The organism is Plantactinospora mayteni, assembly GCF_016862935.1.
Lineage (GTDB): Bacteria > Actinomycetota > Actinomycetes > Mycobacteriales > Micromonosporaceae > Plantactinospora > Plantactinospora mayteni.
The window spans coordinates 368,422-395,252 of the sequence record NZ_BONX01000002.1 but is presented as its reverse complement, the minus strand read 5'-3'; the positions used below and the strand labels follow the sequence as shown (position 1 = coordinate 395,252).

General features: G+C 73.3%; 23 protein-coding genes. 21 read left to right on the top strand and 2 right to left on the bottom strand.

Going from position 1 to position 26,831, the window contains the following annotated elements:
• Positions 1–30: 30 nt before the first annotated feature.
• Both hrpA and Pma05_RS02015 read right to left on the bottom strand, forming a co-directional pair.
• The gene (hrpA, locus tag Pma05_RS02020; RefSeq protein ID WP_203855487.1) at positions 31–4,107 is read right to left on the bottom strand and encodes an ATP-dependent RNA helicase HrpA; all 4,077 of its coding nucleotides are present in this window, start codon (positions 4,105–4,107) and stop codon (positions 31–33) included.
• Positions 4,108–4,195: 88 nt separating this feature from the next.
• Entirely contained in the window at positions 4,196–4,801 is a 606-nt protein-coding gene (locus tag Pma05_RS02015) for a histidine phosphatase family protein (RefSeq protein ID WP_203855486.1), read from the bottom strand.
• Positions 4,802–5,047: 246 nt separating this feature from the next.
• Between Pma05_RS02015 and Pma05_RS02010 the strand changes: the two genes are divergently transcribed.
• The 21 genes from Pma05_RS02010 to Pma05_RS01910 all read left to right on the top strand — a co-directional run bounded on the left by Pma05_RS02010 (position 5,048) and on the right by Pma05_RS01910 (position 26,815).
• Positions 5,048–5,314 carry an acyl carrier protein gene (locus Pma05_RS02010; RefSeq protein ID WP_203855485.1) on the top strand — a complete coding sequence of 89 codons (267 nt, stop codon included), beginning with the start codon at positions 5,048–5,050 and terminating at the stop codon, positions 5,312–5,314.
• 58 nt (positions 5,315–5,372) lie between these two features.
• Positions 5,373–6,620 carry a beta-ketoacyl-[acyl-carrier-protein] synthase family protein gene (locus tag Pma05_RS02005; RefSeq protein ID WP_203855484.1) on the top strand — a complete coding sequence of 416 codons (1,248 nt, stop codon included), beginning with the start codon at positions 5,373–5,375 and terminating at the stop codon, positions 6,618–6,620.
• Positions 6,617–7,759, top strand: a complete 1,143-nt coding sequence (locus tag Pma05_RS02000) for a beta-ketoacyl-[acyl-carrier-protein] synthase family protein (protein ID WP_203855483.1) — start codon at positions 6,617–6,619, stop codon at positions 7,757–7,759. The genes Pma05_RS02005 and Pma05_RS02000 overlap by 4 nt, the downstream gene beginning before the upstream one ends.
• The gene (locus Pma05_RS01995) at positions 7,759–8,727 is read left to right on the top strand and encodes a beta-ketoacyl synthase N-terminal-like domain-containing protein (RefSeq protein ID WP_203855482.1); all 969 of its coding nucleotides are present in this window, start codon (positions 7,759–7,761) and stop codon (positions 8,725–8,727) included. Before Pma05_RS02000 ends, Pma05_RS01995 begins: the two co-directional genes overlap by 1 nt.
• Entirely contained in the window at positions 8,727–9,641 is a 915-nt protein-coding gene (locus Pma05_RS01990; RefSeq protein ID WP_203855481.1) for an alpha/beta fold hydrolase, read from the top strand. The genes Pma05_RS01995 and Pma05_RS01990 overlap by 1 nt, the downstream gene beginning before the upstream one ends.
• Positions 9,638–10,627 carry an acyl-CoA thioesterase family protein gene (locus Pma05_RS01985; RefSeq protein ID WP_203855480.1) on the top strand — a complete coding sequence of 330 codons (990 nt, stop codon included), beginning with the start codon at positions 9,638–9,640 and terminating at the stop codon, positions 10,625–10,627. Before Pma05_RS01990 ends, Pma05_RS01985 begins: the two co-directional genes overlap by 4 nt.
• Positions 10,624–11,799 (top strand): beta-ketoacyl-[acyl-carrier-protein] synthase family protein, encoded by a 1,176-nt coding sequence (locus Pma05_RS01980; protein ID WP_203855479.1) that lies wholly within the window; start codon positions 10,624–10,626, stop codon positions 11,797–11,799. The genes Pma05_RS01985 and Pma05_RS01980 overlap by 4 nt, the downstream gene beginning before the upstream one ends.
• Positions 11,796–12,752, top strand: a complete 957-nt coding sequence (locus Pma05_RS01975; RefSeq protein ID WP_203855478.1) for a beta-ketoacyl synthase N-terminal-like domain-containing protein — start codon at positions 11,796–11,798, stop codon at positions 12,750–12,752. Before Pma05_RS01980 ends, Pma05_RS01975 begins: the two co-directional genes overlap by 4 nt.
• Positions 12,746–13,645, top strand: a complete 900-nt coding sequence (locus Pma05_RS01970) for an SDR family oxidoreductase (RefSeq protein WP_203855477.1) — start codon at positions 12,746–12,748, stop codon at positions 13,643–13,645. The genes Pma05_RS01975 and Pma05_RS01970 overlap by 7 nt, the downstream gene beginning before the upstream one ends.
• A gap of 13 nt (positions 13,646–13,658) precedes the next feature.
• Entirely contained in the window at positions 13,659–14,771 is a 1,113-nt protein-coding gene (locus Pma05_RS01965; protein ID WP_203855476.1) for a beta-ketoacyl synthase N-terminal-like domain-containing protein, read from the top strand.
• 3 nt (positions 14,772–14,774) lie between these two features.
• The gene (gene accD, locus Pma05_RS01960; RefSeq protein WP_239311512.1) at positions 14,775–16,517 is read left to right on the top strand and encodes an acetyl-CoA carboxylase, carboxyltransferase subunit beta; all 1,743 of its coding nucleotides are present in this window, start codon (positions 14,775–14,777) and stop codon (positions 16,515–16,517) included.
• Positions 16,510–17,217, top strand: a complete 708-nt coding sequence (locus Pma05_RS01955) for an acetyl-CoA carboxylase biotin carboxyl carrier protein (RefSeq protein WP_203855475.1) — start codon at positions 16,510–16,512, stop codon at positions 17,215–17,217. The genes accD and Pma05_RS01955 overlap by 8 nt, the downstream gene beginning before the upstream one ends.
• Before the next feature lie 10 nt (positions 17,218–17,227).
• Entirely contained in the window at positions 17,228–18,640 is a 1,413-nt protein-coding gene (locus tag Pma05_RS01950; protein ID WP_203855474.1) for an acetyl-CoA carboxylase biotin carboxylase subunit, read from the top strand.
• Positions 18,633–18,896 carry an acyl carrier protein gene (locus Pma05_RS01945; RefSeq protein ID WP_203855473.1) on the top strand — a complete coding sequence of 88 codons (264 nt, stop codon included), beginning with the start codon at positions 18,633–18,635 and terminating at the stop codon, positions 18,894–18,896. Before Pma05_RS01950 ends, Pma05_RS01945 begins: the two co-directional genes overlap by 8 nt.
• Positions 18,893–19,273, top strand: coding sequence for a 3-hydroxyacyl-ACP dehydratase FabZ family protein (locus Pma05_RS01940; protein WP_203855472.1), 381 nt, complete (start codon positions 18,893–18,895; stop codon positions 19,271–19,273). The genes Pma05_RS01945 and Pma05_RS01940 overlap by 4 nt, the downstream gene beginning before the upstream one ends.
• Positions 19,273–19,764, top strand: a complete 492-nt coding sequence (locus Pma05_RS01935) for a 3-hydroxyacyl-ACP dehydratase FabZ family protein (RefSeq protein WP_203855471.1) — start codon at positions 19,273–19,275, stop codon at positions 19,762–19,764. Before Pma05_RS01940 ends, Pma05_RS01935 begins: the two co-directional genes overlap by 1 nt.
• An 11-nt stretch (positions 19,765–19,775) precedes the next feature.
• Entirely contained in the window at positions 19,776–20,531 is a 756-nt protein-coding gene (gene fabG / locus Pma05_RS01930) for a 3-oxoacyl-[acyl-carrier-protein] reductase (RefSeq protein ID WP_203855470.1), read from the top strand.
• 32 nt (positions 20,532–20,563) lie between these two features.
• On the top strand, positions 20,564–21,289 hold the full coding sequence (locus tag Pma05_RS01925) for a 2-hydroxychromene-2-carboxylate isomerase (RefSeq protein ID WP_203855469.1): 726 nt from the start codon (positions 20,564–20,566) through the stop codon (positions 21,287–21,289).
• A gap of 101 nt (positions 21,290–21,390) precedes the next feature.
• Complete coding sequence (locus Pma05_RS01920) at positions 21,391–23,232, top strand: fatty acyl-AMP ligase (RefSeq protein WP_203855468.1); 1,842 nt, start codon at positions 21,391–21,393, stop codon at positions 23,230–23,232.
• A 5-nt stretch (positions 23,233–23,237) separates the two neighbouring features.
• Complete coding sequence (locus tag Pma05_RS01915) at positions 23,238–25,097, top strand: acyl-CoA dehydrogenase family protein (protein WP_203855467.1); 1,860 nt, start codon at positions 23,238–23,240, stop codon at positions 25,095–25,097.
• Positions 25,094–26,815: an acyl-CoA dehydrogenase family protein gene (locus Pma05_RS01910; protein ID WP_203855466.1), complete on the top strand. Its 1,722-nt coding sequence runs from the start codon at positions 25,094–25,096 to the stop codon at positions 26,813–26,815. Before Pma05_RS01915 ends, Pma05_RS01910 begins: the two co-directional genes overlap by 4 nt.
• Positions 26,816–26,831: the final 16 nt, after the last annotated feature.

Here is a 26,831-nt window from a genome sequence, read left to right as displayed (position 1 = left end):
AATCTCTACGTGTTACTTACCGTTCCCGGCTCAGCCGGCCTCGGCGACGTCCATCGCCCGGTAGATCCGCTGCTCCGAGATCGGGTACGGCGTACCGAGGGCCTGGGCGAAGACGTTCACCCGGAGCTCCTCGATCATCCAGCGGATCTGCCGTACCGCGTCGTCGCCCCGGCGGGCCGGCGGCAGCGCGTCGACCATCTCCCGGTATTCGTTCTGCACCTGGGTGATCCGGGCCTGCTGGTCGCGGTCCCGCTGCGGGTTCTGCGGCAGCCGGTCGAGGCGGCGCTCGATCGCGGTCAGATAGCGCGGCAGGTCGCCGAGCCGGGCGTAACCGGCCTCGGTGACGAAGCCCCGGTGCACCAGAGCGGAGAGCTGGGCCCGGATGTCGGCCAGCGCCGCCACCAGGGTCAGGCTGTTGGTCCGGGTCAGCCGCTGCTCCACCGTGTAGGCGGTGGCGAGCACCCGGCGTACCCGGTCGACGACCTCGACGGTGGTGTCGACCAGCTCCGCCCGGACCCGGTCGCGCAGCACGGCGAAACCGTCGGCGTCCCAGGCCGGCCCGCCGGCATCGGCCACCAGCTTGTCCACCGCCGCGTCGGCCGCGTCGTCGAGCAGGTCCTGCACGTTGCGGTGCGGGTTGCGGCTCAGCGCCAACTTCGCCTCGTTGGAGAGCCGCCCGGAGACGAACTTCTGCGGCGAGCCGAGGGTCAGCCGGAGCAGCCGTCGGGTACCGGCCCACATCTGCCGGCGCTGCTCCGCCTCGGTCTCGAAGACCCGTACCCCGACACTGTCGCCCTCGTCGGTCAGCGCCGGATAGGCGGTCACCAGGTAGCCGGCCCGGTCCTGCTCGATCGACCTCGGCAGCGTGCCGATGCTCCACTCCCGCAGCCCGGAGCGTTCGACGTCCGGGGCGGCGGCGGCCACCATCCGGCGTATCTGGGTGGTGAGCTGCCGTTGCAACGCCGGCAGGTCCTTGCCCTCCGCGACGGTCTGCCGCTCCTCGCCGACCACCCGGTAGGTCGGGCGCAGGTGTGCCGGCAGCCGGTCGGTGTCCCAGGCGTCGCGCGGCACGGTCACCCCGGTCATCCGGCGCAGCTCCCGGGTCAGCGCGTCGAGCAGCGGCTCCCGGCCCGGCGTGATCGTGGCCAGCACCGCCCGGGCGTAGTCCGGCACCGGGACGAAATTCCGGCGTACGGCCTTCGGCAGCGACCGGATCAGCGCCACCACCAGCTCCTCGCGCAGTCCCGGTACCTGCCAGTCGAAGCTCTCCGCGTCGACCTGGTTGAGCATCGGCAGCGGGATGTCCACCGTCACCCCGTCGGTCTCCGTCCCCGGCTCGAACCGGTACGTCAACGGCAGCGCCACCCCGTCCGAGTGCCACTCGTCGGGGTAGTCCGCCGCGTCGACCCCGCCCCGGCCCTCGTTGACCAGCATCTGCCGGTCGAAGGTGAGCAGGTCGGGCCGGTCCCGGCGGGTCCGCTTCCACCAGATGTCGAAGTGCCGGCCGGAGACCACGTCGGCGGGGATGCGCTGGTCGTAGAAGGAGTAGAGCGTCTCGTCGTCGACCAGGATGTCCCGGCGCCGGGCCCGGTGCTCCAACTCCTCGACCTCGTCGAGCAGAGCCCGGTTGTCGGTGAAGAACTTGTGGTGGGTCTGCCAGTCGCCCTCCACCAGCGCGTGCCGGATGAACAGGTCCCGACTCAGCACCGGGTCGATCCGGCCGAAGTTGACCTTCCGGCCACTGACCAGCGGGATGCCGTAGAGGGTGACCTTCTCGAAGGCCATCACGGCGCCCTGCTTCTTCTCCCAGTGCGGCTCGCTGTAGCTGCGTTTCACCAGGTGCGGGGCGAGCGTCTCGACCCACTCCGGCTCGATCCGGGCCGCCACCCGGCCCCAGAGCCGGGACGTCTCGACCAGCTCGGCGGCCATCACCCAGCGCGGCGGCTTCCGGAACAGCGCCGAGCCGGGGAACAGCCCGAACTTGGCACCCCGGGCGCCGAGGTACTCGTTCTTCTGCGCCTCCTTCAGCCCCACGTGCGAGAGCAGCCCGGCCAGCAGCGACTGGTGGATCCGGTCGGTGTCGATGCTCTCCGGTGTCGCGTCGCCGGCCGCTGTCGTCGTGGCCGCTGCCGTCGTACCCGTGCCGGGGTCGTCGGGGGCGGGATCACCGTCGCGTCGGCCACGGCCCGGACGGCCCTCGGACGCCGCGCCGCCGGTGGTCCGGAGCACCTGGCGGAGCTGGGAGTTGATGTCCTGCCACTCCCGGACCCGCAGGTAGTTGAGGTATTCGGCCCTGCACATCCGGCGGAACCCGCTGGACGACAGCGCCCGCTGCTGCTCCTGGAGATATCGCCACAGGTTGAGCAGCGCGGCGAAGTCCGACTCCTTGTCGGTGAACCGGGCGTGCGCCTGGTCGGCCTGGGCCTGCTTGTCCGCCGGCCGCTCCCGGGGATCCTGGATGGACAGCGCGGCGGCGATCACCGACACCTCGGTCGCGCAGCCGTTGCGCTCGCCCTCCAGCACCATCCGGGCCAGCCGGGGGTCGACCGGGAGTTGCGCCAGCCGGCGGCCCAGCGGGGTCAGCCGGTGCCCGGTCTCCTCGCCGGTCTCCTCCAGCGCGCCCAGTTCGCGCAGCAGGTTGACCCCGTCGGCGATGTTGCGCTTGTCCGGCGGGTCGATGAACGGGAACGCGGCGATGTCGCCCAGCCCGATCGCGGTCATCTGGAGGATGACCGAGGCGAGGTTGGTACGCAGGATCTCCGGATCGGTGAACTCGGGCCGGCCGAGGAAGTCCGGCTCGTCGTAGAGCCGGATGCAGATCCCGTCCGAGGTACGCCCACAGCGCCCCTTGCGCTGGTTCGCCGACGCCTGGGAGACCGGCTCGATCGGCAGCCGCTGCACCTTCAGCCGGTGGCTGTACCGGGAGATCCGGGCGGTGCCGGGATCCACCACGTACTTGATGCCGGGCACCGTCAGCGAGGTCTCGGCGACGTTGGTGGCGAGTACGACCCGACGGCCCCGGTGCGGCTGGAAGACCCGGTGCTGCTCGGCGGTGGAGAGCCGGGCGTACAGCGGCAGGATCTCGGTGTCCCGCAGGGCCGGGCGGTTCTGCACCAGTTTCCCCAGCGCGTCGGCGGTGTCCCGGATCTCCCGTTCGCCGCTGAGGAAGACCAGCACGTCCCCGGGCCCCTCGGCGGCCAACTCCTGCACCGCGTCGCCGATCGCCTGGATCTGGTCCCGGACGGTGTCCCCGTCGTCGTCCGGGTCCTCGCTGTCGCCCAACTCGACCAGCGGCCGGTAGCGGGTCTCGACCGGATAGGTCCGGCCGGAGACCTCCAGCACCGGCGCCGGCTCGTCGTCCCGGGCGAAGTGCCGGGCGAACCGCTCCGGGTCGATGGTCGCCGAAGTGATGACCACCTTGAGGTCGGGGCGGCGGGGCAGGAGTTGCGCCAGGTAGCCGAGGATGAAGTCGATGTTGAGGCTGCGCTCGTGCGCCTCGTCGATGATCAGCGTGTCGTACTGCCGGAGCATCCGGTCCTGCTGGAGTTCGGCGAGCAGGATGCCGTCGGTCATCAGCTTGACCAGCGTGCCGTCCCCGACCTGGTCGGTGAAGCGGACCTTGTAGCCGACCACCCCGCCCAGCTCGGTACCGAGTTCGTCGGCGATCCGGTCCGCCACCGTACGCGCGGCCAGCCGGCGCGGCTGGGTGTGCCCGATCAGCCCCCGGACGCCCCGCCCCAGCTCCAGGCAGATCTTGGGTAGCTGGGTGGTCTTGCCGGAGCCGGTCTCGCCGGCCACGATCACCACCTGGTGGTCCCGGATCGCGGCGAGCAGGTCGTCCTTGCGCTCGCTGACCGGTAACCCGGCCGGATAGGTGATCACCGGTACGGCGGCCCGGCGGCGGGCGAGTCGCTGCTCCGCCGTGTCGACCTCGGCGGCGATCTCGGCGGTGGCCGCCTGTCGCCGCCCGAGATCACGGATCTTGGCCAGGCCGTCCAGCCGACGCTGGATCCGGCGCTGGTCACGGAACATCAACTCCGGCAGCCGGGCCCGGAGCGCGGGAAGGTCGGCGGCGGGTACGGCAGGGGCGGGCGGTGGCGTCTGCATGTCGTCGCCAAGAATAGGCAGGCCCCGACGGTGACCGCCCGCGAGTTACCGACGTTGCGCCGCGCTTCACCGCCCGTCCCGGCACCGGCTACCCGTGCTCCGGGGCGGGCTGCCCGGGTTGCAGCCGGGCCGGTGGGGGTCCGTCGGTGCCCCACCTGGACGGAAGCTGGTAGGTCCACCCCGGGCGCCACTCGAACGGCGCGGCGACCAGGTCGGCGAGCGGAGCCCCGTGCAGCAGGTGGTCGAGGGCCCACCGGTTCGCCTCGTGCGCCACGATCAGCACCCGGGAACCGTCCCAGGCGGCGGCCAGGTCCCGGAGGAAGTTCCGGGTCTGCTCCACCACCTGCCGGTAGCTCTGCCCGCCCGGAAAGGGCTCGTCCAGGTGCCGGGCGCGCAGCGGGGCCAGCTCGGCCACCGGACGGCCGGTCAGGTCGCCGTAGTCGCACTCGCGCAGCCGGCTGTCGCGGTGCACCGGGAGTTGTCGGAGCCCGAACGCGATCTCGACGGTCTCCACCGCCCGGGCCAGGTCGGAGCAGAAGACGATGTGCAGCCCGTCGCCGCAGCGCCGCTCACCCAGCTCCCGGGCGCCGCGCCGGCCGTACTCGGAGAGCTGGCCGGGCTGCCACCCGGTGGCCAGTCCGGCCTCGTTGTCGGTGGTCATCGCGGGCGTCTCGTAGACGATGTCGACCGCCATGCCCCCACCCTGTCATCCGGGTGGCTCCCGGATCGCGCTAGTCGGAAATCCGGCGGTCGGACCGGATATGGCGGACCGCCCGTCGCCATATAGGAGAAATATAGTCGCGGCTCACAGACTCGGGACCGTACCGCGATCCGATGGTGCCGCGAGGTCGGCCGACCGGCAAACGGTATCGGGCGACGAGGCGCATGCCAGGGGTAGCCATCGAGGTATTGACTCTTCCGATCCGTTTCTGGAGGCGACATGACCAGCACGACCCCGAGCACCAGCACCGACATCGACCGCGAGCAGGTCAAGGAGATCGTCTGCGAGATTCTGGAAATCGACGCCGACGAGGTTACCGAGACCAGTCTCTTCAAAGAGGACCACGGTGCGGACTCGCTGCTGGCGATCGAAATTCTCGCCGCGCTCGAGCGGAATCTGCACGTCACCATCGACCAGGCGGAACTGAGCCGAATGGTGAATCTCCAGGGCGTTTACGCCGTCGTCGGCGAGGCGTCGAACGCCTGAGCGCGTCGCGCGGACGGCGGAGTCGGGTCGGAGGACTACAGGTGAGTGAGGCGCGATGATGAGCGTTCTGCCAGGCGATGCTCGATCGCCCCGCCGGGTGGTCGTCACCGGGCTCGGCGTGGTGACCAGCATCGGGATCGGGGTCGAGAAGTTTCTCGCCGGACTGCGGGCCGGTCGGAGCGGGGTCAAGCCGATCACCGCGTTCGACACGACCGGGTTCGCGCACGCCAACGGGTGCGAGATCACCGACTTCGACCCGGCCCGCTGGCTGCACCACGTCGACCCGGCGCAGCTCGGCCGGGCGAGCCAGCTCTCGGCCGCCGCCGCCGGGATGGCGGTCGCGGACGCGGGCATGTCCGTCGAGGCGCTGCGGTCCCGCCGCGCGCTGGTGTCGGTGGGGACCACGGACGGCGAGTCCCACGACCTCGACCAACTGGTCGGGGTGCAGGTCGACCGGGGAGCGGAGCACTTCGACCCGGTCGTGACGCGTCGGGTCCCCGCCGGCCGGCTCTCGTCGAGCATCGTGGCCGAACTCGGGCTGACCGACGTCGAGGCGGTGACGATCCCGACCGCCTGCGCGGCCGGCAACTACGCGGTCGGGTACGGCTTCGACGCGATCCGCAGCGGCGACGTGGAGGTGGCGCTCTGCGGCGGCGCCGACGCGCTGTGCCGGAAGACCTTCACCGGCTTCTACCGGCTCGGCACCATCGCCCCGGAGGCGTGCCAGCCGTTCGACCTCAACCGCAAGGGCATCCTCACCGGTGAGGGCGCCGGCATCCTGCTGATGGAGAGCCTGGACTCGGCGCGGGCCCGGGGCGCCCGGATCTACGCGGAGGTGCTCGGCTACGGGCTCAACTGCGACGCGTACCACCCCGTCGCGCCGGACCGGAACAGCATCGCCCGCTGCATCGAGCTGGCCCACCGCAACGCCGGGGTGAAGCCGGGCGACATCGACTTCATCTCCGCGCACGGCACCGGGACCAAGGCGAACGACGTGACCGAGGCCGGCGCCATCCGGCAGGTCTTCGGGCAGCGCCCGCCGCGGACGGTCTCGATCAAGGGGATGATCGGGCACACCATGGGGGCGGCGAGCGCCCTCGCCTCGGCGGCCTGTGCGCTGGCCATCACCCACAAGTTCATCCCGCCGACCATCAACCACGTCGAGACCGACCCCGAGTGCGGGCTCGACTGCGTGCCGAACGTGGCGCAGGAAGCCGACCTGCGGGTGGTGCAGAACAACGCGCTCGCCTTCGGTGGCAACAACGCGGTGCTGATCCTCGGCAGGTACGACGAGGTGGCGTCGTGACCGCGCTGGTGGTGGGGATGGGTGCGGTCGCCAGCATCGGCGGCAACACCGTCGAGTTCTTCGACTCGCTCTGCGCCGGCTACAGCGGGCTGGCCGAACTGCGCGGCTTCGACCGCAGCCGGTACCGGGCGCAGCACGCGTACGAGATCGACGACCGGCCGGCGCCCGGCTGTGACGAGACCCTGCGGGCCAGCCGGTGGCTGGAGCAGGCGGTCGCCGCCGCGCTCGCCGACGCCGGCCTCGACGAGGACCTCGGCGACACCCCGGTGCTGATCGGCACCACCCTGCGCGAGCTGCGCTCGGTCGAGCTGAGCTGGCGCGACGGCGTCCCGTTCGACGTACGCGACCTGCACTTCGGCACCGCGCTGCGGAAGCGGTTCGGCGCCACCGACACGCACACCGTGGCGAACGCCTGCTCGGCCTCGCTCTACACCCTCGGGCTCGGCATGGACCTGCTCGAGATCGGCGCCGCCGACACGGTGGTGGTGGCCGGGGTCGACACCATCACCGAGAGCACCTACGGGCTGCTGGACCGCTGCTATCCGGAGGCGCCCGAGCAGGTGCGGCCGTTCGACCGGGACCGCCGGGGCATGCTCCAGGGCGAGGGTGCGGTCGCCGTGGTGCTGCGCCGGGAGGCGGACGGACCCGGCCCCGGGCACCGGCACGCCCGGGTCCGAGGGGTGGCGATGAACTGCGACGCCTACCACCCGTCGGCGCCGGACGCCAAGAGCATCGCGCTGGTCACCCGGGAGGCGCACCGCCGCGCCGGGGTGGAGCCGGCCGACGTCGACCTGCTGATGCTGCACGGCACCGGTACCGCGCTCAACGACGAGGCCGAGGCGCAGGCCGTCCGGGAGGTCTTCTCCGGGGTGGCGCCCTCGCCGTACATGACCGCGATCAAGTCGATGACCGGGCACACCGCCGGCGCCTCCGGGCTGCACAGCCTGGTGGTGGCGGTCGAGGCGCTGCGCTCCGGGGTGGTGCCGCCGATCCTCAACCTGGAGAACCCGATCGACGAGGTCGACGGCTTCCGACTGGTACGCGAGCACGCCGAGCTGGCCACCCTGCGGGTCGCCCAGGTGGACTCGTTCGGCTTCGGCGGGCTGAACGCCGTCGCGATCGTGGAGAAGGTGTCCTGATGGCTCCGGTCGACGTGGTGGTCAGCGGGGTGGGTGTGGCGGTCTCCGGGATCGCCGGCCCCGACGACCTGCTCCGGCGTACCCCGGCCGGCGCCGACGGGGACGACCCGGCCCGCCGGCTCACCGGCAAGGGGCTGCGCTACAAGGACCGGGCCACCCGGCTCGCGCTCTGCGCCGGCCGGGACGCGCTGGCCGACGCCGGGCTGCTCGGCGACCCGGGCCTGACCGTGCCGGGCGAGACCGTCGGCGTGGTGGTCAGCTCCAACTACGGCAACGTCGACACGATCTGCGACACGGTGTCGACCATCGCCGAGGAGACGTACGTCGGGCTGAGCCCGATGGCCCTGCCGGCCACCGCCAGCAACGTGATCGCGTCCTGGCTGGCGATCTGGTTCCGGCTGCGCGGCGCCAACCTGACCATGTGCAACGGGTCGACCTCCGGGCTGGACGCGGTCAACTGGGGCCGGCTGCTGCTGCTGGCCGGCCGGGTGGACCGGGTGCTGGTGGTCGGGGTCGAGCCGGCGAACGCGCCGGTCCGGCACCTGGTCAGCGGCGGTCGGAGCAACGGCGAGGACGACCTGCGGCTCTTCGACGGTGCCGCCGCGCTGGTGCTGGAGTCGGCGAGCGCGGTCCGGGACCGGGGCGTCGAGGCGCTCGCCGAACTCGGCCCGTACGCCCGCAAGGCGGACCAGCCGGCGGCGGTGGCGGCGATCCGGCGTACCGATCCGCGACCGGTGGACATGTGGTTCGGGGCCGGGGCGGGTGGACCGGACGGGATGACCGAGCAGACCAGTCACGACCTGACCACCTATCACGGGCACTGCTCCGGGGCGCTCGGCGTGCTCCAGTGCGTCGCCGGCACTGCCTGGCTGAGCGGGCACGACCGGGGTGCCGTACTCGCCACCTCCGACGGCGACGGCTCGGACGCGGCGGCGGCGCTGCTGCTCACCGTCGGCGGAGGCCGGTGATGAGCACCTCCGCGCCGCCGAGGGCGGACCGCGCCGGGACGCGACGGACCGGGGTACCGGTCCGATGCCGCCGACCCGGTGCCGGCGCGCGACCGGTGCGTACCCTGCTGCTGCACGGCCTCGGCAGCAGCCGGGCCATCTGGGACCGCTTCGAGTCGCGGGCGCCGGAGTGGCTGGAGCTGTGGGACGCCGAGCTGCCCTGGGCGAGCGTCGGCGACAACGGCTGGAGCCACCAGGCCGACGCCACCGGCTGGGCGGCGCAGGCGCTGGCCGGGGTCGACGGCGGCGCCGACCTGGTGGTGGCGCACTCGTTCGCCGCGAACACCCTGCTGGAGCTGCTCGGCCGGGCCGGCGCGGCGACGGAGCCGGAGAGCGTCCGGCCGGCGATGGCTCCGGCGACCCCGGCCGGCGTAACGCTGCCCCGGGCGGTGGTGCTGGTCTCGCCGTTCTACCGGCCGGCCGCCGACGACTTCGACTGGGCGGCCATCGACTTCTACCTCAACGACTTCCACCGGATCCTCGAAGAGGGCATCCGGGTCAGCGCCCCGGCCGGGCTGCCCGCCGAGGTACGCGCCGCGATGGGCGAGCGGGTCCGGGAGCGGATCGGCCCGTACGGCTGGATGCGCTTCTTCGACGCGTACCTGCGTACCCCGTTCCTGCCCGTCGCCGACCTGGCGCTGCCGCTGCTGGTGATCTCCGGCGACGGCGACTTCGCCGCCCGACCCGGTGACGGTCGGGCGCTGGCCGACGCCGCACCCGCCGGCCGGTACGCCCTGCTCGCCGACTGCGGCCACTTCGCGATGGCCGAGCACCCCGACCGGTTCGCCGCCCTGGTGGCGGACTTCGCCCACCCGCTGTCGCCCCCCGACGCAATCCCGGACCCGATCCTCGACACACACCTGGAGCGCACGTGAACTCGACGACCCTGGCACCCCGTCCCGTCTCCGAACCAGCCGCGGACGGCGTGACCCGTGTGGAGCTGCGGCCCCGGTACGAGGGGTCCAACATCTGCACCTGGATCGGCTTCAAGCACGTCAACTACCTGGTCGAGGAGGCCGTCCTCGACCACCTGCGGCAGCGCGGCTTCGCCCCCGGAAAGCTCTACGAGCGGCACGGCCTCTGCGTCGACATCGTCGACATCGACAGCCGGATCACGCACGCCTTCCACATCGACGACGTGGCGACGGCCGAGGTCCGGCCGCTGCCCGGGGACGCGCTCGCCTTCGCGGTGGAGATCTCGGTCAACGGCGCACCGCCGATCAAGGCGGTCAGCGCCAAGGTCCGGGTGGAACTGCGGCTCGACCCGCACGGCCACCCGGCCGAGCAGGTGCCGGCCGAGTTGGCCCCGTACACGGTGGCGCGGCTGGGCCAGGCGCCGGTCAAGGTGACCCGGCCAGCCGCCGCCGGCCCCGCCCCCGAGGGCGACGTGCTGGCCGGGCTCACCGCCGGACGCAACGCGTACGCCTGGAAGTGGCGGATCCCGTACTTCTACTGCCACTTCACCGAGCGGATGCAGATGTCCGGCTACCTGCGGCAGATGGAGGAGGTCGTCGACCTCTTCCTGGCCGACCGGGGCGTCTCGATCAAGCGGCTGCTGGACGAGCAGGACTGGATCCCGGTGGTGCCGCACTCCCGGATCACCATCCTGGACGAGGCGCGGATGGAGGAGGACCTCTACACGGTCTTCACCGTCGAGAACGTCTTCAAGCGGCTCACCTACACCTCGCGGATGGACTGCTACGTGCTCCGCGACGGCATCCTGGTGCCGACCGCCACCGGCAAGATCACCCACGGGTACGCGGTGATCGAGAACCGCCGCGACTGGAGCCTGGTGGACTTCGACGACCGTCTCGCCGGCGCGCTGGAAGGTGCGCCGGCTGCTCCGAGTACGCGTCGATGACCGGCGTCGCCATCACCGGCCTCGGTGTCGTCACGTGCCACGGCAGTGGTACGCGCGCCCTCTGGGACGCGATGATGGCGGCACCGGTTACCGACCCGGGTCCCGTGCCGGACCCGTACGCGAACATGGACGTGCCGGTGGTGCAGGGCGTCTCCGACGCCGACCTGCCGGCCGAGTCGCAGGCGCTGGCCAAGACCTCCCGGCTGGCGCTGACCGCGGTCGACGAGGCCATCGCCGACGCCGGCCTGCCGCTGGGCGGCCCGGCGACGGCGGGCTCCCGGATCGGCCTGGCCCTGGGCACCTGCATGGGCGACGCGAGCCTGCACGAGCAGTGGCGGTCGGACGGCGGCAAGCCGGTCGCCCGGTTCACCTCGGCGCTCGGCGTCGCCTCGGAGGTCGCCGAGCGGCTCGGGCCGCTGAGCGTCACCACCACGATCAGCAACGCCTGCGCGGCTGGCGGCTTCGCGCTCGGCGCCGCGGCCGACCTGATCCGGTCCGGCGAGGCGGACGTGGTGCTGGCGGTCGGGGCGGACGCGTACAGCCGGGTGATGCTGGCCTGCTTCAACCGGATGGGCGCGGTGGACCCGGTCCGGTGCCGCCCCTTCGACCTGCACCGCCGGGGTACCTCGTTCGGCGAGGCCGCCGGCGCCATGGTGGTCGAGTCGGCGGAGCACGCCCGGGCCCGGGGTGCGACCGTGCACGCCCTGGTGGAGGGCTCCGGCTGGACCTGCGACGCCCACCACCTGACCGCACCGGAGCCGGAGGGTACCCAGATCGTCCGGGCGATGCGGGCCGCGCTGGACTCCACCGGCGCGGACCGGGACAGGATCGGTTGCGTCCTGCCGCACGGCACCGGTACCCAGCTCAACGACGTGGTGGAGAGCCGGGCCCTGAACGAGGTGTTCGGCGCCGAGGTGCCGCTCTACAGCCTCAAGGCGCTGATCGGGCACACCGGCGGGGCGGCGGCCTCGGTGGCGGCGGTGGCGGCGGCGCTGATCCTGCGGCACGGCACCGTGCCGCCGAACGTGCCGATCGTCGAGCAGGACCCGGAGTGCCGGGTCTGGCTGCCGCAGGGCCGGACCACCCCGCTCGGGTTCGACCGGATCATGGTCAACGGGTACGCCTTCGGCGGCAACAACGTGTCGCTGGTGCTCGCGGGGGCCGGCGGATGAGTAGCCAGGTCGTGGTCACCGGGATCGGCGTCTGCGCGCCCCCGGCGGAGGGGCCGGCGGCCGACGGGGCCTGGTTCGACGTCCGCACCCAGCTCGGCCGGCGCGGCTACAAGTACCTGCCGGCCGCCTGCCAGTACCTGCTGGTGGCCGGGCGGCACGCGCTGGACGACGCGGTCGACTGCCTCGACGGTGCCGCCGAGGAGGACCGGGGCGTGGTGGTCGGCACCAACAACGGGGTGGCGGCGCTGCACGACGAGCAGGACCGCACCGTCATCGCCGAGCACGCCAACGAGCTGAGCCCGGTCACCGCGCCGTTCGGTGCGGTCAACGTGCTGACCAGCCGGCTGTCGATGGAGCACGGGTTCAAGGGGATCAGCCTGACCCTGACCTCGCCGCTGGTCGCCGGCCTGGAGTCGGTGCAGGTCGGGGCGCGGGCCTTCGCGGCCGGCCGCTCCACCCTGCTGCTCGCCGGGGCGATGGAACAGGCGGTGCCGGCGCCGGAGGCGGCGGCACCGGAGGAGGGCGCGGTGGTGCTGGTGCTGGAGCCGCCGGAGCAGGCGGAGGCGCGCGGCGCCACCGGTTACGGCCGGTGCGCGGTCCGCACCCTGCTGCTGCCGCACGGGCTCACCGGCACGGCCCGGGAGCGGGCCGAGGCCGTGCTCCGGGAGGCGGCGCTGAGCCTCGGCGCCGACCAGGTCCCGGTGTACGCGCTGCTGGACGACTCGCCGGTCAGCGAGCTGGTGGCCGGGGCGGTCCCGGCCGCCGTCGGCCCGATCCGGGACGCCGGCCCGCCCGCCGCCGGCAGCCTCACCCCGATGCTCCGGCTGGCCGACCGGCTGCGCGCCGACGACGGGGACAGCCTGCTGGTCACGGCGGCCGGCACCGGAAACGTGGCGATGGTCCGGATCTGGCGGACGGCCGGATCGACACCTCGAAGGAGCGCGGGATGCTGATTCCCCTGGAAGGCACGTGGAGTCTGCTGCTGGGCGCGTCCAGCGGCATGGGGCGGGCGACCGCGCTGGCGCTGGCCCGGGAGGGCGGCAACGTCATCGGGGTGCACCTGGACATGGGCGAGCGGGCCCAGGCGGCCAGGGAGCTGGAGGCGGAGCTGCGCGGGTACGGCGTACAGGCGCACTTCTTCAACGTCAACGCGTCCAGCCGGTCCACCCGGGCGCAGTTGCTGCCCACCATCGCCGAGCTGACCGGGGAGCGCGGGCTGCACGTCGTACTGCACTCGCTGGCGTTCGGGTCGCTGCTGCCGTACCTGCCGCGGGCCGGCTGGGACAAGACGCTGGGCCAGCGGCAGATGGAGATGACCGTCGACGTGATGGCGCACAGCCTCGTCTACTGGGTGCAGGAGCTGATGGCGGCGAAACTGCTGCACCGGGGCGCCAAGGTGTACGCGATGACCAGCTCCGGGGCCACCTCGGTGATGCCGAGCTACGGCGCGGTGTCGGCCGCCAAGTGCGCGCTGGAGTCGCACGTCCGGCAGCTCGCCTGCGAACTCGCCCGGTACGGCGTGGCGGTTAACGCGCTCTGCGCCGGAGTCACCGTCACCCCGGCGCTGGAGCGGATCCCGGAGCACACCCAGTTCGTCGCCCAGGCCAGCGCCACCAACCCGCACGGCCGGCTGACGCAGCCGGAGGACGTCGCCGAGGCGATCCTGCTGCTGTCCCGTACCGACTCGTCCTGGATCACCGGCAACACGATCGGGGTCGACGGGGCCGAGAACATCGCCGGAATTCCGGCCTGGAGCCCGCGCCACGCCGAGGCCGTCGAGCCGGACGTGGCGCCCGAGCTGGACGGGGTCCCAACGGCCCCGGTCGCGGCGCCGGCCGCGGTCTGAAGGGGAGAGAGACATGACCGTCACCACCATCGCCGCGGACGAGCTGGTGCTCTCCGGCTGGTCGGCCGCGTCGGCGTTCGGGCTCGGTGCCGACCGGTTCACCGCCGGGCTGCGGGCCGGGACCGGTGCGGTGACCGCGCTGGACCGGGACGTCTGGCCCGGACCGTACGACCGGGCCGGGCTGATCCCCGGCTTCGACATCGCCGGGGTGCTCGGCAAGAAGGGCACCCGGTCGATGGACCGGGCCACCGGGATCGCCGTCGCCACCGTCGGGATGCTGCTCGACCAGTACGGCCGGGAGCGGCTCGGCGAGCCGGAGCGGCTCGGCCTGGTGCTCGGCACCAACTCCGGCAGCGTGCAGAGCATCATGGACTTCACCCGGGAGTCGCTGACCGGGGCGAAGCCGTACCACGTCGACCCGGCGCGCTTCCCGAACACGGTGATGAACCGCGCCGCCGGGCAGAGCGCGATCTGGTACGGGCTGAAGGGCCCGAACACCACCATCGCGGGCGGCTCCCTGACCGGCCTGCTGGCGCTGAACTACGCCGTACGGCTGCACCGGTGCGGGCACAGCGAGCCGGTGCTCTGCGGCGCGGTCGAGGAGTACTCGGTGCCGCGCGGCTGGCTGGAGTGGCACGCCCGGTCCCGGGACGGCGTCGCCCCGGCCGACGCGGCACCGCTCGGCGAGGGCTGCGCGATCTTCCTGCTGGAGTCGTACTCCAGCGCGGTCCGGCAGCAGCGCCGGCCGCTGGCGGCGGTCCGGGGTTCCCGGTTCCTCGCCTTCGCCGACCCGGCGGCGGTCCGCACGGTGCTGGCCCGGGCCGTCGCGGAGGCGCTCGCCGGAGCCGGCCTGAGCCCCGCCGACGTGACCGTGCTGGCCGCCTCGGACAGCGGCGACGAGTTCGGCGCGCAGGAGGAGGCCGCCCTGGCCGACGTGCTCGGCGCGGCCCGGCCGACCCGGGTGCACTGCCGGGCCCTGCTCGGCGACACCTCGGCGGCGTCGTCCGCGTTCCAACTCGCCGGTGCGCTCGGCGAGCTGGCCGACCGCCCCGACGGGATCGCGCTGGTGACCGGAGTGGACCGGGACGGCCAGGTCGGCTGCACACTGCTCGGCGCGGTGGGCTGAGTCGTGGGTGCCTCCACACTCGACCTGATCAACGGGCTGCCGGACGGCGACTGGCGGCCGTGCCCGCGCTGCGCGGCGCTGCTGCACCGGGACCGGCTGGCCCGGGCCCTGCACACCTGCCCGGAGTGTGGCCACCACCTGCCGCTGCGCGCCGACGACCGGATCGCGCTGCTGGTCGACCCGGACAGCTTCGTCGAGCACGACGCCGACCTCGCCGCCGCCGACCCGCTGGAGTTCACCGACCGGATGCCGTACCCGCAGCGGCTGGCCCGGGCCCGGGCCAAGACCGGCCGGGCCGACGGCGCGGTGCTGGGGCTGGCGACCATCGGCGGCCACCGGGTCGCCCTGGTCGTACTCGACTTCGCGTTCCTCGGCGGCAGCATGGGCTCGGTGGTCGGCGAGAAGGTGGCCCGGGCCGCCGAGACCGCGCTGGACCACGGGGTGCCGCTGGTCGCGGTCAGCGCCTCCGGCGGGGCGCGGATGCAGGAGGGCGTGCTCTCGCTGTTGCAGATGGCCAAGACCGCCGCCGCGATCCGGCTGCTCCGGGACGCCGGGGTGCCGTACGTCAGCGTGCTCACCGATCCGGTGTACGGCGGGGTGGCCGCCTCCTTCGCCAGCCTCGGTGACGTGATCATCGCCGAGGAGGGCACCCGGGCCGGGTTCGCCGGTCCTCGGGTGATCGAGCAGACGATCCGGCAGCCGCTGCCGGCGGGCTTCCAGACCGCGCGCTTCCTGCACGAACACGGCCACGTCGACCTGGTGGTACGCCGAGCGGAGCTGCGCGGGGTACTGGCCCGGGTGATCGGCTTCTGCGCGGCGGCCGGCACCTCCGCCGGCAGCCCGATCGGGGTCGCCGGTCGCCGGCCGTCCCGGGGCCCCGGGCACGACGACCGGCCCGAGCGGTCGGTGGACGCCTGGACGGCGGTGGGCCGGGCCCGGGCGACCGACCGGCCGACGGTGCGGCAGCAGATCGACCGGATCTTCGGTGACTTCGTCGAGCTGCACGGCGACCGGTGGGAACGGGACGACTCGGCGATCGTCGGCGGGCTGGCCCGGCTCGACGGGGCGCCGGTGGTGGTGGTCGGGCACGCCAAGGGCCGGGACACCAAGGAGAACGTGGCGAACAACTTCGGCATGCCGCACCCGGCGGGCTACCGCAAGGTGATGCGGCTGTTCGAGCTGGCGCAGCGCTGGGGCGTACCGGTGGTGACCCTGGTGGACACCCCGGGGGCGTACCCGGGGCTGGCCGCCGAGGAGGGCAACCAGAGCGGCGCCATCGCCGAGACGCTGGCCCTGGCGGCCGGGCTGCGTACCCCGGTGGTCGCGGTGATCACCGGCGAGGGCGGCAGCGGCGGCGCGCTGGCGCTGGCGGTCGCGGACCGGCTGCTGATCCAGGAGAACGGCGTCTTCTCGGTGATCAGCCCCGAGGGCTGTGCCGCGATCCTGTTCGGCGACGCCGGGCAGGCCCCGGTGGCCGCCCGTGCGCTGCGGCTGCGCGCCGAGGACCTCGGCCGGCTCGGTGTGGTCGACGAGATCCTGCCGGAGCCGCCCGGTGACCCGGACCGGGCCGCCGGACTCGTCGCCGAGGCGGTGGGCCGGCTGCTGCGCCAGCTCGCCGGGGTACCGGTCGAGGAACTGCTGGCCGCCCGCTACCGCCGGCTGCGCGGATACGGCGTGCTGGCCCAGGACGGCGCCGCCGCCGCACTGCCGGCGACGGCACCCTGGAAGGAAGGCGCGCATGTCTGAGATCGTCCGCGAGCCGGCCGCCACCCGGGCGGCCAACGGCGCGGCACCCGAGCCGGTCGCGGCCAACGGCACCCCGCCCGCACCGGAGGCCGGCAACGGCACCCGACCGGCGGTCTCGAACGGTGTCCGGCCGGCGGCCGACGGCAGCGGGCCGGCGGTCGCGAACGGCACCGGAGCGGAGGCCGTCGACGGGCCGACCGACACCGCGTTGCGCAGCGCGGTGCGGGCCGCCGCCGAGCTGGCGGAGCTGGTCCGCGACCCGGCGATCCGGCGGGTCCGGGTGACCGTGGCCGACGTCCGGATCGAGGTCGAGGGGGCCGAGGGCGGCCGGGAGGCGGTCCGCGCCGTCACCGGCGAGCCGGCGGCGGTGCCCGGCGTGGCGCCGACCGCCGGGCCCGGTGCGGCCGGGTCGGCGGTACCGGATGCGGCAGTCGTCGCGGCGGTCGCCCCGCCGGCCGGCACCGTGTCGGTGACCGCGCCACTGATGGGGGTCTTCTACCGCAGTCCCGGCCCGGACCAGCCGCCCTTTGCCGAGGTCGGCCAGCGGGTCGAGGCGGGCGACCAGGTCGCGATCGTGGAGGCGATGAAGATGATGAACCCGGTCCTCACCGACCGGGGCGGAATCGTCCGGGCCGTCCACGTCACCGACGGCGAGGTCGTCGAGTACGAGCAGCCGCTGCTCAGCGTCGAGCCGGGCTGAGGTGCCGGACATGGTCAACCGGGTACTCATCTGCAACCGGGGCGAGATCGCCGTCCGGATCCTCCGCGCCTGCCGCGACCTCGGCCTGGAGACGGTGCAGGTCTACTCCTCCGCCGACCGGGACAGCCTGGCGGTGCAGCTCGCCGACCAGGCCGTGCAGATCGGACCCGGCCCGGTCGCCCGCAGCTACACCAACATCCCGGCCATCCTCTACGCCGCCGCCAAGTCCGGCGCCGACGCGGTGCACCCGGGCTGCGGCTTCCTCTCCGAGGACCCGGTCTTCGCCGCCTCCTGCCGCAACGTGGGCCTCACCTTCGTCGGCCCGGCCGCCGAGCACATCGCGCTGATGGGCGACAAGGTGGCGGCCCGGGCGGCGATGCGGGCCGCCGGCGTGCCGGTACTGCCCGGCTCGGACGGCACCGTCGACTCCCTCGGCGACGCGGTGACGGTCTCCGGCGAGATCGGCTTCCCGCTGATCATCAAGTCGGTCGCCGGTGGTGGTGGCCGGGGCATCGCGGTGGTGCACCAGGCCGAGGACCTGCCGCTGGCGTACGAGACGACCCGCTCCGCCGCGCGTACCCTCTTCGCCGACGACCGGGTCTACCTGGAGCGCTACCTGGCGGCCGCCCGGCACATCGAGGTGCAGATACTCGCCGACAGCCACGGCACCGTACTGCACCTGGGCGAGCGGGACTGCTCGGTCCAGCGCCGGCACCAGAAGCTCGTCGAGGAGTCCCCGTCCCCGGCGCTGCACCCGGAGCTGCGGGAACGGCTCTGCGCGGCGGCGGTCGCCGGGTCCCGGGACATCGGCTACGTCAGCGCCGGCACCTTCGAGTTCCTGGTCGCCCCGGACGGGGCGGCGTACTTCATGGAGATGAACACCCGGCTCCAGGTCGAGCACCCGATCACCGAGGCGCGTACCGGGATCGACATCGTCGGCTGGATGATCCGGATCGCCGGCGGGGAGAAGCTGGACCTGACCCAGTCCGACGTCCGGTTCGAGGGGCACTCGATCGAGGCGCGGATCAACGCCGAGGACGTCGACCGGGACTGGGCCGGGTCGACCGGCCGGGTGCACGGGCTGCGGATGCCGGCCGGCCCCGGCGTACGGGTGGACAGCCACCTCTACGACGGCTACGTCGTACCGCCGTTCTACGACTCGCTGCTGGCCAAGGTCGTCACGCACGGCGCGACCCGGGCGGAGGCGCTGCGCCGGCTGGACCGGGCGCTGGCCGAGTACCGGTCGGCCGGGGTGACCACCAACGTCGACTTCCACCGCCGGCTGCTGCGCCATCCCGGCTTCCGCTCCGGCGACTACCAGCTCGGCCTCGTCGAGTCCGTGCTCGCCGAGCCATCCCCGGGCGACGACGCCCACGGGGAGGACCACGAGATCCACACCGAAAGGACGGAAAGTCATGTCTGACCAGCTCACCTCCGGGCTCGACAAGGAAGACCTCCGGCAGCTCATCGCCGACACCATCGACGTCGACCTCTCCGAGGTCACCGACGACGCGCACTTCGTCAACGACCTGGAGGTGGACTCCCTGATGGCCCTGGAGATCACCGTCCGGCTGGAGAAGCGGTACGGGATCAAGATGGAGGAGAGCGAGCTGATCGCGGTCAGCACGCTGGACAGCACCTACCAGCTCCTCGACGGCAAGCTGCGGGGCGGGTCGTGACGCTGCGCGCCGCACCCCTGGCCGACCAGGTCGACCTGGTCCAGGCCGACGAGACCTCGGCGGTGTCGACCGCCAAGGTGGATCCCGGTGACCCGGTCTTCGCCGGGCACTTCCCGGGCTTTCCGCTGCTGCCCGGGGTCTACCTGGTCGAACTGGTCGGCCAGACCGTCCGGGCCGCGCTGCGCGGGCGCTACCGGCCGGAGCTGGAGGCGCTGGACCGGTGCCGGTTCCTCAGCCCGGTCGCGCCCGGCGACGAACTCCGGATCGAGGTGGCGTTCACCGTCACCGGCCCGGAGCTGCGCTGCACGGCCACCGTCAACACCGAGCGGGGGCGGGCCGCCGAGCTGAAGCTGCGGTACCGCCCGGAGGAGGACTGATGTTCGGGGTGGCCGAGATCAGGAAGGTGGTGCCGCACCGGTACCCGATCCTGCTGGTCGACCGGGTGGTCGAGTTGGTACCGGGGGAGCGGCTGACCGCGGTGAAGGCGGTGAGCTGCACCGAGTCGTGCTACGCGGGGCTCGGCGACGAGTCCGTCGACCGCGACTACGCGTACCCGGCGACGCTGATCGTCGAGTCCTGGGCGCAGGCGGGCGTACTGCTGGCCACCTGGGAGAAGCCCAACCCGGACGTACTGGTCGGAGCGGTCGGGCTGGCCGGTGCGATCAACAACGTCAGCTTCGGCGACCCGGTGTATCCGGGGGACGTCCTGGAGCACCGGGTGCGGCTGGTCAAGGTGCTCGGCGACACGGTGATCCTCGAAGGCGAGACCGTGGTCGGCGACCGGACGGTGATGCGGGTCGGGCAGTTCGTCGAGGCGCAGCGCCCGGTGAGCGCGCTGCGCCCGGCGGAACCGGCCCCGGTGGGATGAGGAGTGACTTGATGAGCGAGCGTAGCGAGAACGGACGACGGGTCGCGCTGGTCAGCGGCGGATCGCGCGGTATCGGCCGGGCCGTGGTGGCCCGGCTGGCCGCCGACGGCTTCGACGTGGCCTTCTGCTACCAGGCCAACGCGGAGGCGGCCGAGCTGTCGGCCAAGGCGGCCCGGGAGGCCGGCGCCCGGGTGCTGACCCGGCAGGTCGACGTGGTGGACCTGGCCCAGGTACGCGACTTCGTCGCCGCCACCGAGGACGAGCTGGGCCCGATCGACGCGGTGGTGACCGTCGCCGGGGTGACCCGGGACCGGCCGCTGGTGCTGATGGGCGACGACGAGTGGCACGGCGTACTGCGGACCAACCTGGACGGCACCTACACGGTGTGCCGCTCCGCGGTCTTCGCGATGATGAAGCGGCGGCGCGGCTCGGTGGTGACGCTCTCCTCGGTGGCCGGGGTGGCCGGCAACGCCGGGCAGACCAACTACTCGGCGTCCAAGGCCGGGATCATCGGCTTCACCAAGGCACTCGCCAAGGAGATGGGCCGGTACGGCATCCGGGCCAACGTGGTGGCGCCGGGCTTCATCGAGACCGACATGACCTCCGGGCTGCCCCCGGCGGTCACCAAGGAGATGCTGGGCCGGATCCCGCTGGGCCGGTTCGGCCGGGCGGAGGAGACCGCCGACCTGGTCGGCTTCCTCGTCTCGGACCGGGCCTCCTACGTCACCGGCCAGGTCTTCCAAGTCGACGGCGGTATCGCGCTGTAGCGCGCCGCCCCGAAGCACCCGAGGAGTTTCCCATGGCGGTGCGCCGCACCCCACGGTTCTACTTCAGCCTGCGCAGCCCGTACTCCTGGCTCGCCTACCGGGACCTGCACCAGCGGTATCCGGAGCTGGTGTCCGAGCTGGACTGGGTGCCGTTCTGGGAGCCGGACGAGCAGAGTTCGCGGCTGCTCGCCGAGGCCGGCGGCGAGTTCGTCTACACCGCGATGTCCCGGGCCAAGCACCTCTACGTGCTCCAGGACGTCCGGCGGCTCACCGCCGAGCGCGGGCTGACGTTCAGCTGGCCGGTCGACCGGGAGCCGGTCTGGGAGATCCCGCACCTGGGCTACCTGGTGGCGGCCCGGCACGGCGCCGGTCCGGCCTATCTGGAGCGGGCGTACCGGGCCAGGTGGGAGGAGGGGCGGAACATCTGCGACCGGGAGTGGGTCGCCGAGATCGCCGCCGAGCTGGGGCTCGACCCGGCCGAGCTGTCCGGGGCGGCGGACGATCCCGAGGTACGCCGCCAGGGCGTCGACGCGCTGCTCGACATCTACCGGGACGGCGTCTTCGGGGTGCCGTTCTTCGTACACGGCTTCGACCGGTTCTGGGGAGTGGACCGGCTGGCCGCGTTCGCCGCCTCGGTGGCCGCGAAGCGCGCCCCGGCGGTCCCGGCGCAGGTGCCGGGGAACGGTTCGGCGCCGGAACCGGTGCTGGCGGGCGCGCTGGGCCGGACCGACGAGGGGCATGCCGGCGGCTGCGGCTGAGCTTGCCGATATAGCCCGAATATGGACGTCGATCGTACGGTCTGCCACGGAAACGCCGATGGGGCGGTGGATGCCGTACCGGAGAAGCCGGGGAAGTAAACGTGTCCAAGGGAAGCATCGTCGAGGCGGTCCGGCAGAACGTCGTCGGATCGCCGGAACGGCAGGCGGTGGTGTTCTGCCGTGGTGCGGGGGAGCGGTTCGTCGAGACGTCCCTGACGTACGCCGAACTCGACCGGGTGGCCCGGGCGACGGCGGCCTGGCTGGGCCAGCGGTGCCGGCCGGGTGACCGGGCCCTGCTGCTCTATCCGACCGGGCTGGAGTTCGTGGCCGGCTTCCTCGGCTGCCTGTACGCGGGCGTGATCCCGGTACCGGTGCCGCTGCCGGCGAACTACCGGCACCACGCCGACCGGACCAGCGCGATCGCCCGGAACGCCGACGTGGCGGTGGTACTGACCGATCCGGAGAACCTGCGGGCCGTCGACGACTGGATGCTCCAGGAGGGACTGGACCACCTGGCCTTCGCGGCGACCGATATCGGCGCCCCGGCCGTGGTCACCGGCACGGGCGACCCGACCGGGCCGGCGCAGCCGACCGACACCGCCGGGCCGGCGGCGGACGGGCAGTGGCGGCCCTATCCGGCCCGCCCGGACGACATCGCGTTCCTGCAGTACACCTCGGGGTCGACCAGCGACCCGAAGGGCGTGATGGTCACCCACGGCAACGTGCTGCACAACATCGGCTCGGTGCACCGCACCCTCGGCTGGACCGACCAGACCCGGTTCTGTAGCTGGCTGCCGCTCTATCACGACATGGGCCTGATCGCGATGCTGATCGCGCCGCTGCTGCTCGGCAGCACGGCGGTGCTGATCCGGCCGAACGACTTCCTCAAGCGCCCGCACCTGTGGCTGGAGGCGATCGACCGGTACGGCGCCGAGGTGGCCTGCGCGCCGAACTTCGCGTACGACCTCTGCGCCCGGCTGCTCACCGACGAGCAGGTCGCCGGGCTGGACCTGTCCCGCTGGCGGTACGCCTGCAACGGTGCCGAGCCGGTCGACCCGGCCACCCTGGAGCGGTTCGCCGCCCGGTTCGCCCCGGCCGGTTTCCGCTACGAGTCGTTCCTGCCGACGTACGGGCTGGCCGAGGCGACCCTCTGCGTCACCGGGGCCCGCCCGGCCGGCCGCCCCGTCACCGCGCACGTCGACCCCGTGGAACTGGCCCGGGACGTCTTCGCCCCGCTCCCGGACGGTACGCCGGCCGGGCTGGCCCTGGTCGGCAGCGGCCGGGTCAACGCGCTGGACGTACGGATCATCGACCCGGGCACCTCCACGGTGCTGCCGGACGGTCGGGTCGGCGAGGTGTGGATCCGGGGCGGCAGCGTGACCCGGGGCTACTGGGGGGACCCGGAGGCGACCCGGCGGGCCTTCGGCGCGGTGACCGCGGACGGCGACGGCGGTTTCCTGCGTACCGGTGACCTCGGCATCTTCGACGACGGCGAGCTGTACGTCACCGGCCGGATCAAGGAAATGATGATCGTGCACGGCCGCAACCTCTACCCGCACGACGTGGAGCGCGAGGTCCGGGAGGTGGCCGAGGCGTTCGCCGGGCTGCCCTGCGCGGTCTTCGCGGTGCCGGCGCCCCGGGAGGAGATCGTGGTCGTCCAGGAACTCCGGACCCGGAGCCGGGACGCCGCCGAGATCGCCGGGCTGGCCGGTGCGGTCAAGTCGACGCTGAGCCGGATCCTCGGGGTCCGGGTGGCGAACGTCGTCTTCGTCCGGGTCGGGCAGGTCCGGCGGACCACCAGCGGGAAGATCCAGCGGACCATGATGCGGGAACTCTTCGTCTCCGGTGTGTTGGACGCGACGTACGAGGATCTCGATCTGGAGGTCCGGAACCGCTACCGGGCCGAGCGTGCCGCGCTGCCGGTGCCGGCCGGGCGGGGGTGACCGGGATGCGCTATCCCGCCTTCGCCCTCGCCGAACACCTCGACCACGGCCTCGGCGACCCGCGCGACCCGGCCCGGCCGGCCTCGTTCGCCCGCTGCGTCGCGCTGGACAGCCGGGAGGAGTTCCCGGCGGAGATCTGCGCCGAACTGGACCGGCTCGGGCTGCCCCGCTTCTACGTACCGGCCGAGTACGGTGGCGAGCTGCGCAGCTACGAGGAACTGCTGCACGCGGTACGGATCCTGGCCCGCCGGGACCTGACCGTCGCGATCGGACACGGCAAGACGTACCTCGGCGCGGTCTCCGCCTGGGTGGGCGCCACTCCGGAGCAGGCTCGGAGGGTCGGTGCCGAGGTGCTGGCCGGCAGCGTCATCTCGCTGGCGCTGACCGAGCGGGAGCACGGCAGCGATCTGCTCGCCGGTGAGGTGTCGGCGGTGCCGACCGGGGACGGCTACCGGGTCGACGGCGAGAAGTGGCTGATCAACAACGCCAGCCGGGGTGACCTGGTCTGCGTACTGGCCCGGACCGAACCGGCCGGCGGCACCCGGGGCTTCAGCCTGCTGCTGGTGGACAAGCGACGGCTCGCCCCCGGTACCTTCCGCTGTCTGCCGAAGGAGCGGACCCACGGGGTACGCGGCGCCGACATCAGCGGGATCGCCTTCACCGGCGCCGAGGTGCCGGCCGAGGCGCTGCTCGGTGCGACCGGCGCCGGCCCGGAGATCGTGCTGAAGAGTGTCCAGCTCACCCGCACCATGTGCGCGGCGATGTCGCTGGGCCTGGCCGACCAGGCGCTGCGGCTGGTCCTCGACTTCGCCACCGGGCACCGGCTGTACGACCGACCGCTGGTCGACCTGCCGCACGCGAACCGCACCCTGACCGAGGCGTACGTCGACCTGCTGATCGGCGAGGCGACCAGCGTGCTGACCGCGCGCGGCATCCACGCCACGCCCGGCGAGCTGAGCGTCACCTCGGCGGTCGCCAAATACCTGGTGCCGACGATGATGGACCGGACCATCCCGCGGCTCGGCCAGGTGCTCGGGGCCCGCGCCCTGCTCACCGAGGACCACGCCGACGGGCTGTTCCAGAAGATCGAACGCGACCACCGGATCGTCGGGATCTTCGACGGCAACACCCTGGTCAACCTGAACACCCTGGTCAACCAGTTCCCCGGCCTGGTCCGGGGCTACCGGCGGGGCGTGGTCGACCCGGGGCTGGTCGACACCGTCGAGTTGGCCCGGCCGCTGCCGGACTTCGACCGGAGCCGCCTCGCCCTGCTCTCCCGGACCGGGTGCAGCGTGGTCCAGCACCTGCCGGCCGCCGTCGCCGAGGTACTGGAGCTGGTCGACGCCGGCATCGCCCCGCCGGCCCTGGCCGTACAGGCCGAGACGCTGGCCGGGCTGGTTGACGGGCTGCACGAGCGGATGGCGGCGTACCGGCCGCAGCCCCGGCAGGTGCCGGCCGAGGCGTTCGGCATGGCCGGCGAGTACGCGCTCGCCTTCGCCGCCGCCGCCTGCCTGCACCTGTGGCTGCGCAACCGGCACTGGCTCTCCGACGGGCCGACCGCGCCGCTCTGGGCGGACGCCCGCTGGCTGCGCGCCTGCCTGCACCGGCTGATCGGGCAGCTCCGCCCGGCCACCGCGACCGGGTCCGGCTCCGACGACGGCGAGGACTACGACCGGCTGCTGCCGGACCTGCGGGCCCAGCACCACGAGGGTCGGCTCTTCTCCCTGCTGCCGGCCCGGCTCGCCGAGGCGGGCGCCCAGCACTCCGAGTCGCCGTCCCGGCTCGCCGAACCGGCCCCGCAGGCGTCCGAGTCTCCGGCGCGGTCCGCCGGAACGGCCGCACAGCTTTCCGAGGTGGCCCGATGACCGTCGACACCGCTCCCGTGCCCGGCACGGCCCCGGCCCTCGGCTCCGAGCCGGACCTGGAGGCGTACCTCGGGGATCCGCACGACCCGGCGAACCCGGTCGGCTATCCGGCGGTGCTCGCCGCCGACGAGCGCGGCGAACTGCTCGCCGAGGGCGAGCGGGCGCTCGACGGGTACGGGCTGAACGCCGAGTTCGTGCCCCGGGCCCTCGGCGGCCGGTTCGACCGGGCCGACCGGCTGGCCCAGGTGCTGCGCGCGGTGTTCCGCCGGGACACCACCCTCGGGGTCGGCTACGGGGTCACCACCTTCATCGCCGCCACCCCGGTCTGGACCAGTGGCACCGCCGAGCAGCGGCGCTGGATGGCCGACCTGCTGCTGCGGCACGGCAAGGCGTCGGCCGGCTACAACGAGCTGGCGCACGGCACCGACTTCGGCCGGGCCGCGCTGCAGGCCCGGCTCGACGGCGACCACTTCGTGGTGACCGGTCGCAAGGAGATGGTCGGCAACCTGAGCCGGGCGGACGCGGTGACCCTCTTCGCCCGCACCGACGACCGGCTGGGCAGCCGCAGCCACTCACACCTGTTACTGGACATGGCCGCGCTGCCGGCGGCGCACCGCCGGCACCTCCGCCGCTACCACACCGCCGGTGTCCGCGGGGTACTGCTCGGCGGGCTGGAGTTCACCGACTGCCCGGTACCGGCCGACGCCGTCGTCGGCGACCTCGGCAGTGCGATGGAGACGGTGCTGCGGGCGTTCCAGGTGACCCGGGGCGTACTGCCCGGGATGGCGGTCGGGATCGTCGACACCCAACTGCGTACGGTGCTGCGGTTCGCCCTCGACCGCCGGCTGTACGGGATGCCGGTGGCCGAGCTGCCGCACGCCCGGGCCACCCTGGTCGACGGCTTCCTGGACCTGCTGATCAGCGACTGCCTGGCCACCGTGGTCGCCCGGGCCCTGCACGTGCTGCCGGAGCAGACCAGTGTGTACAGCGCGGCCGTGAAATACCTGGTGCCGAAGCTGTTGCAGGAGGCGGCGCACCGGCTCTCGGTGGTACTCGGCGCGCGGTCGTACCTGCGGGACGGCCCGTACGCGATCTTCCAGAAGAACCTGCGGGACCTGCTCGCCGCGACGCTCACCCACGCCAGCGCGGCGGTCTGCCAGGCGACGATCATCCCGCAACTGCCCCGGCTGGCCCAGCAGGGCTGGCGGTCCAGCCCGCCTCCGCCGCCGGCACTGTTCCGGCTCGCCGACCCGTTGCCCCCGCTGGACTTCGCCGGCCTTGGGCTCTCCGCCCGGGGGATGGACAGCCTGACCGCCACGCTCCGGGAGTACCTCGCCGGACCGGGCAACGATCCGGCGGTCGCCCGGCTCTGCGGGCTCTTCACCGCCGAACTCGACCGGCTCGCCGAGGTCTGCGCCGAGCTGCCGCCCCGGGACCGTACGGTGATCGCCGGCCGGCGCAGCTTCGACCTGACCGACCGGTACGCGACCGTGCTGGCCGCCGCCGCCTGCCTCGGGGTGTGGTGGCACAACCAGGACGACCCGTTCCTGCGGGACACCCCGTGGCTGCTCGCCGCGCTGTCCCGGCTGGCCGGACGGCTGGGCCTCGACCCGGGCGCGGCACCGGACGGGCTGGAGCGACACCTCTTCATCGAGCTGCTGGAGCGTCACGAGGAGAACCGCGGCTTCGATCTCGTCAACCGGCACCTCGCCGGCTGACCAACCCCGTCCGTAC

Excerpts from the sequence above, each read along its gene's own strand:
- hrpA (WP_203855487.1), bottom strand. The coding sequence starts at position 4,107 with ATGCAGACGCCACCGCCCGCCCCTGCCGTACCCGCCGCCGACCTTCCC.
- Pma05_RS02015 (WP_203855486.1), bottom strand. The coding sequence starts at position 4,801 with ATGGCGGTCGACATCGTCTACGAGACGCCCGCGATGACCACCGACAAC.
- Pma05_RS02010 (WP_203855485.1), top strand. The coding sequence starts at position 5,048 with ATGACCAGCACGACCCCGAGCACCAGCACCGACATCGACCGCGAGCAG.
- Pma05_RS02005 (WP_203855484.1), top strand. The coding sequence starts at position 5,373 with ATGAGCGTTCTGCCAGGCGATGCTCGATCGCCCCGCCGGGTGGTCGTC.
- Pma05_RS01995 (WP_203855482.1), top strand. The coding sequence starts at position 7,759 with ATGGCTCCGGTCGACGTGGTGGTCAGCGGGGTGGGTGTGGCGGTCTCC.
- Pma05_RS01990 (WP_203855481.1), top strand. The coding sequence starts at position 8,727 with ATGAGCACCTCCGCGCCGCCGAGGGCGGACCGCGCCGGGACGCGACGG.
- Pma05_RS01980 (WP_203855479.1), top strand. The coding sequence starts at position 10,624 with ATGACCGGCGTCGCCATCACCGGCCTCGGTGTCGTCACGTGCCACGGC.
- Pma05_RS01975 (WP_203855478.1), top strand. The coding sequence starts at position 11,796 with ATGAGTAGCCAGGTCGTGGTCACCGGGATCGGCGTCTGCGCGCCCCCG.
- Pma05_RS01970 (WP_203855477.1), top strand. The coding sequence starts at position 12,746 with ATGCTGATTCCCCTGGAAGGCACGTGGAGTCTGCTGCTGGGCGCGTCC.
- Pma05_RS01965 (WP_203855476.1), top strand. The coding sequence starts at position 13,659 with ATGACCGTCACCACCATCGCCGCGGACGAGCTGGTGCTCTCCGGCTGG.
- Pma05_RS01955 (WP_203855475.1), top strand. The coding sequence starts at position 16,510 with ATGTCTGAGATCGTCCGCGAGCCGGCCGCCACCCGGGCGGCCAACGGC.
- Pma05_RS01950 (WP_203855474.1), top strand. The coding sequence starts at position 17,228 with ATGGTCAACCGGGTACTCATCTGCAACCGGGGCGAGATCGCCGTCCGG.
- Pma05_RS01945 (WP_203855473.1), top strand. The coding sequence starts at position 18,633 with ATGTCTGACCAGCTCACCTCCGGGCTCGACAAGGAAGACCTCCGGCAG.
- Pma05_RS01935 (WP_203855471.1), top strand. The coding sequence starts at position 19,273 with ATGTTCGGGGTGGCCGAGATCAGGAAGGTGGTGCCGCACCGGTACCCG.
- fabG (WP_203855470.1), top strand. The coding sequence starts at position 19,776 with ATGAGCGAGCGTAGCGAGAACGGACGACGGGTCGCGCTGGTCAGCGGC.
- Pma05_RS01925 (WP_203855469.1), top strand. The coding sequence starts at position 20,564 with ATGGCGGTGCGCCGCACCCCACGGTTCTACTTCAGCCTGCGCAGCCCG.
- Pma05_RS01915 (WP_203855467.1), top strand. The coding sequence starts at position 23,238 with ATGCGCTATCCCGCCTTCGCCCTCGCCGAACACCTCGACCACGGCCTC.
- Pma05_RS01910 (WP_203855466.1), top strand. The coding sequence starts at position 25,094 with ATGACCGTCGACACCGCTCCCGTGCCCGGCACGGCCCCGGCCCTCGGC.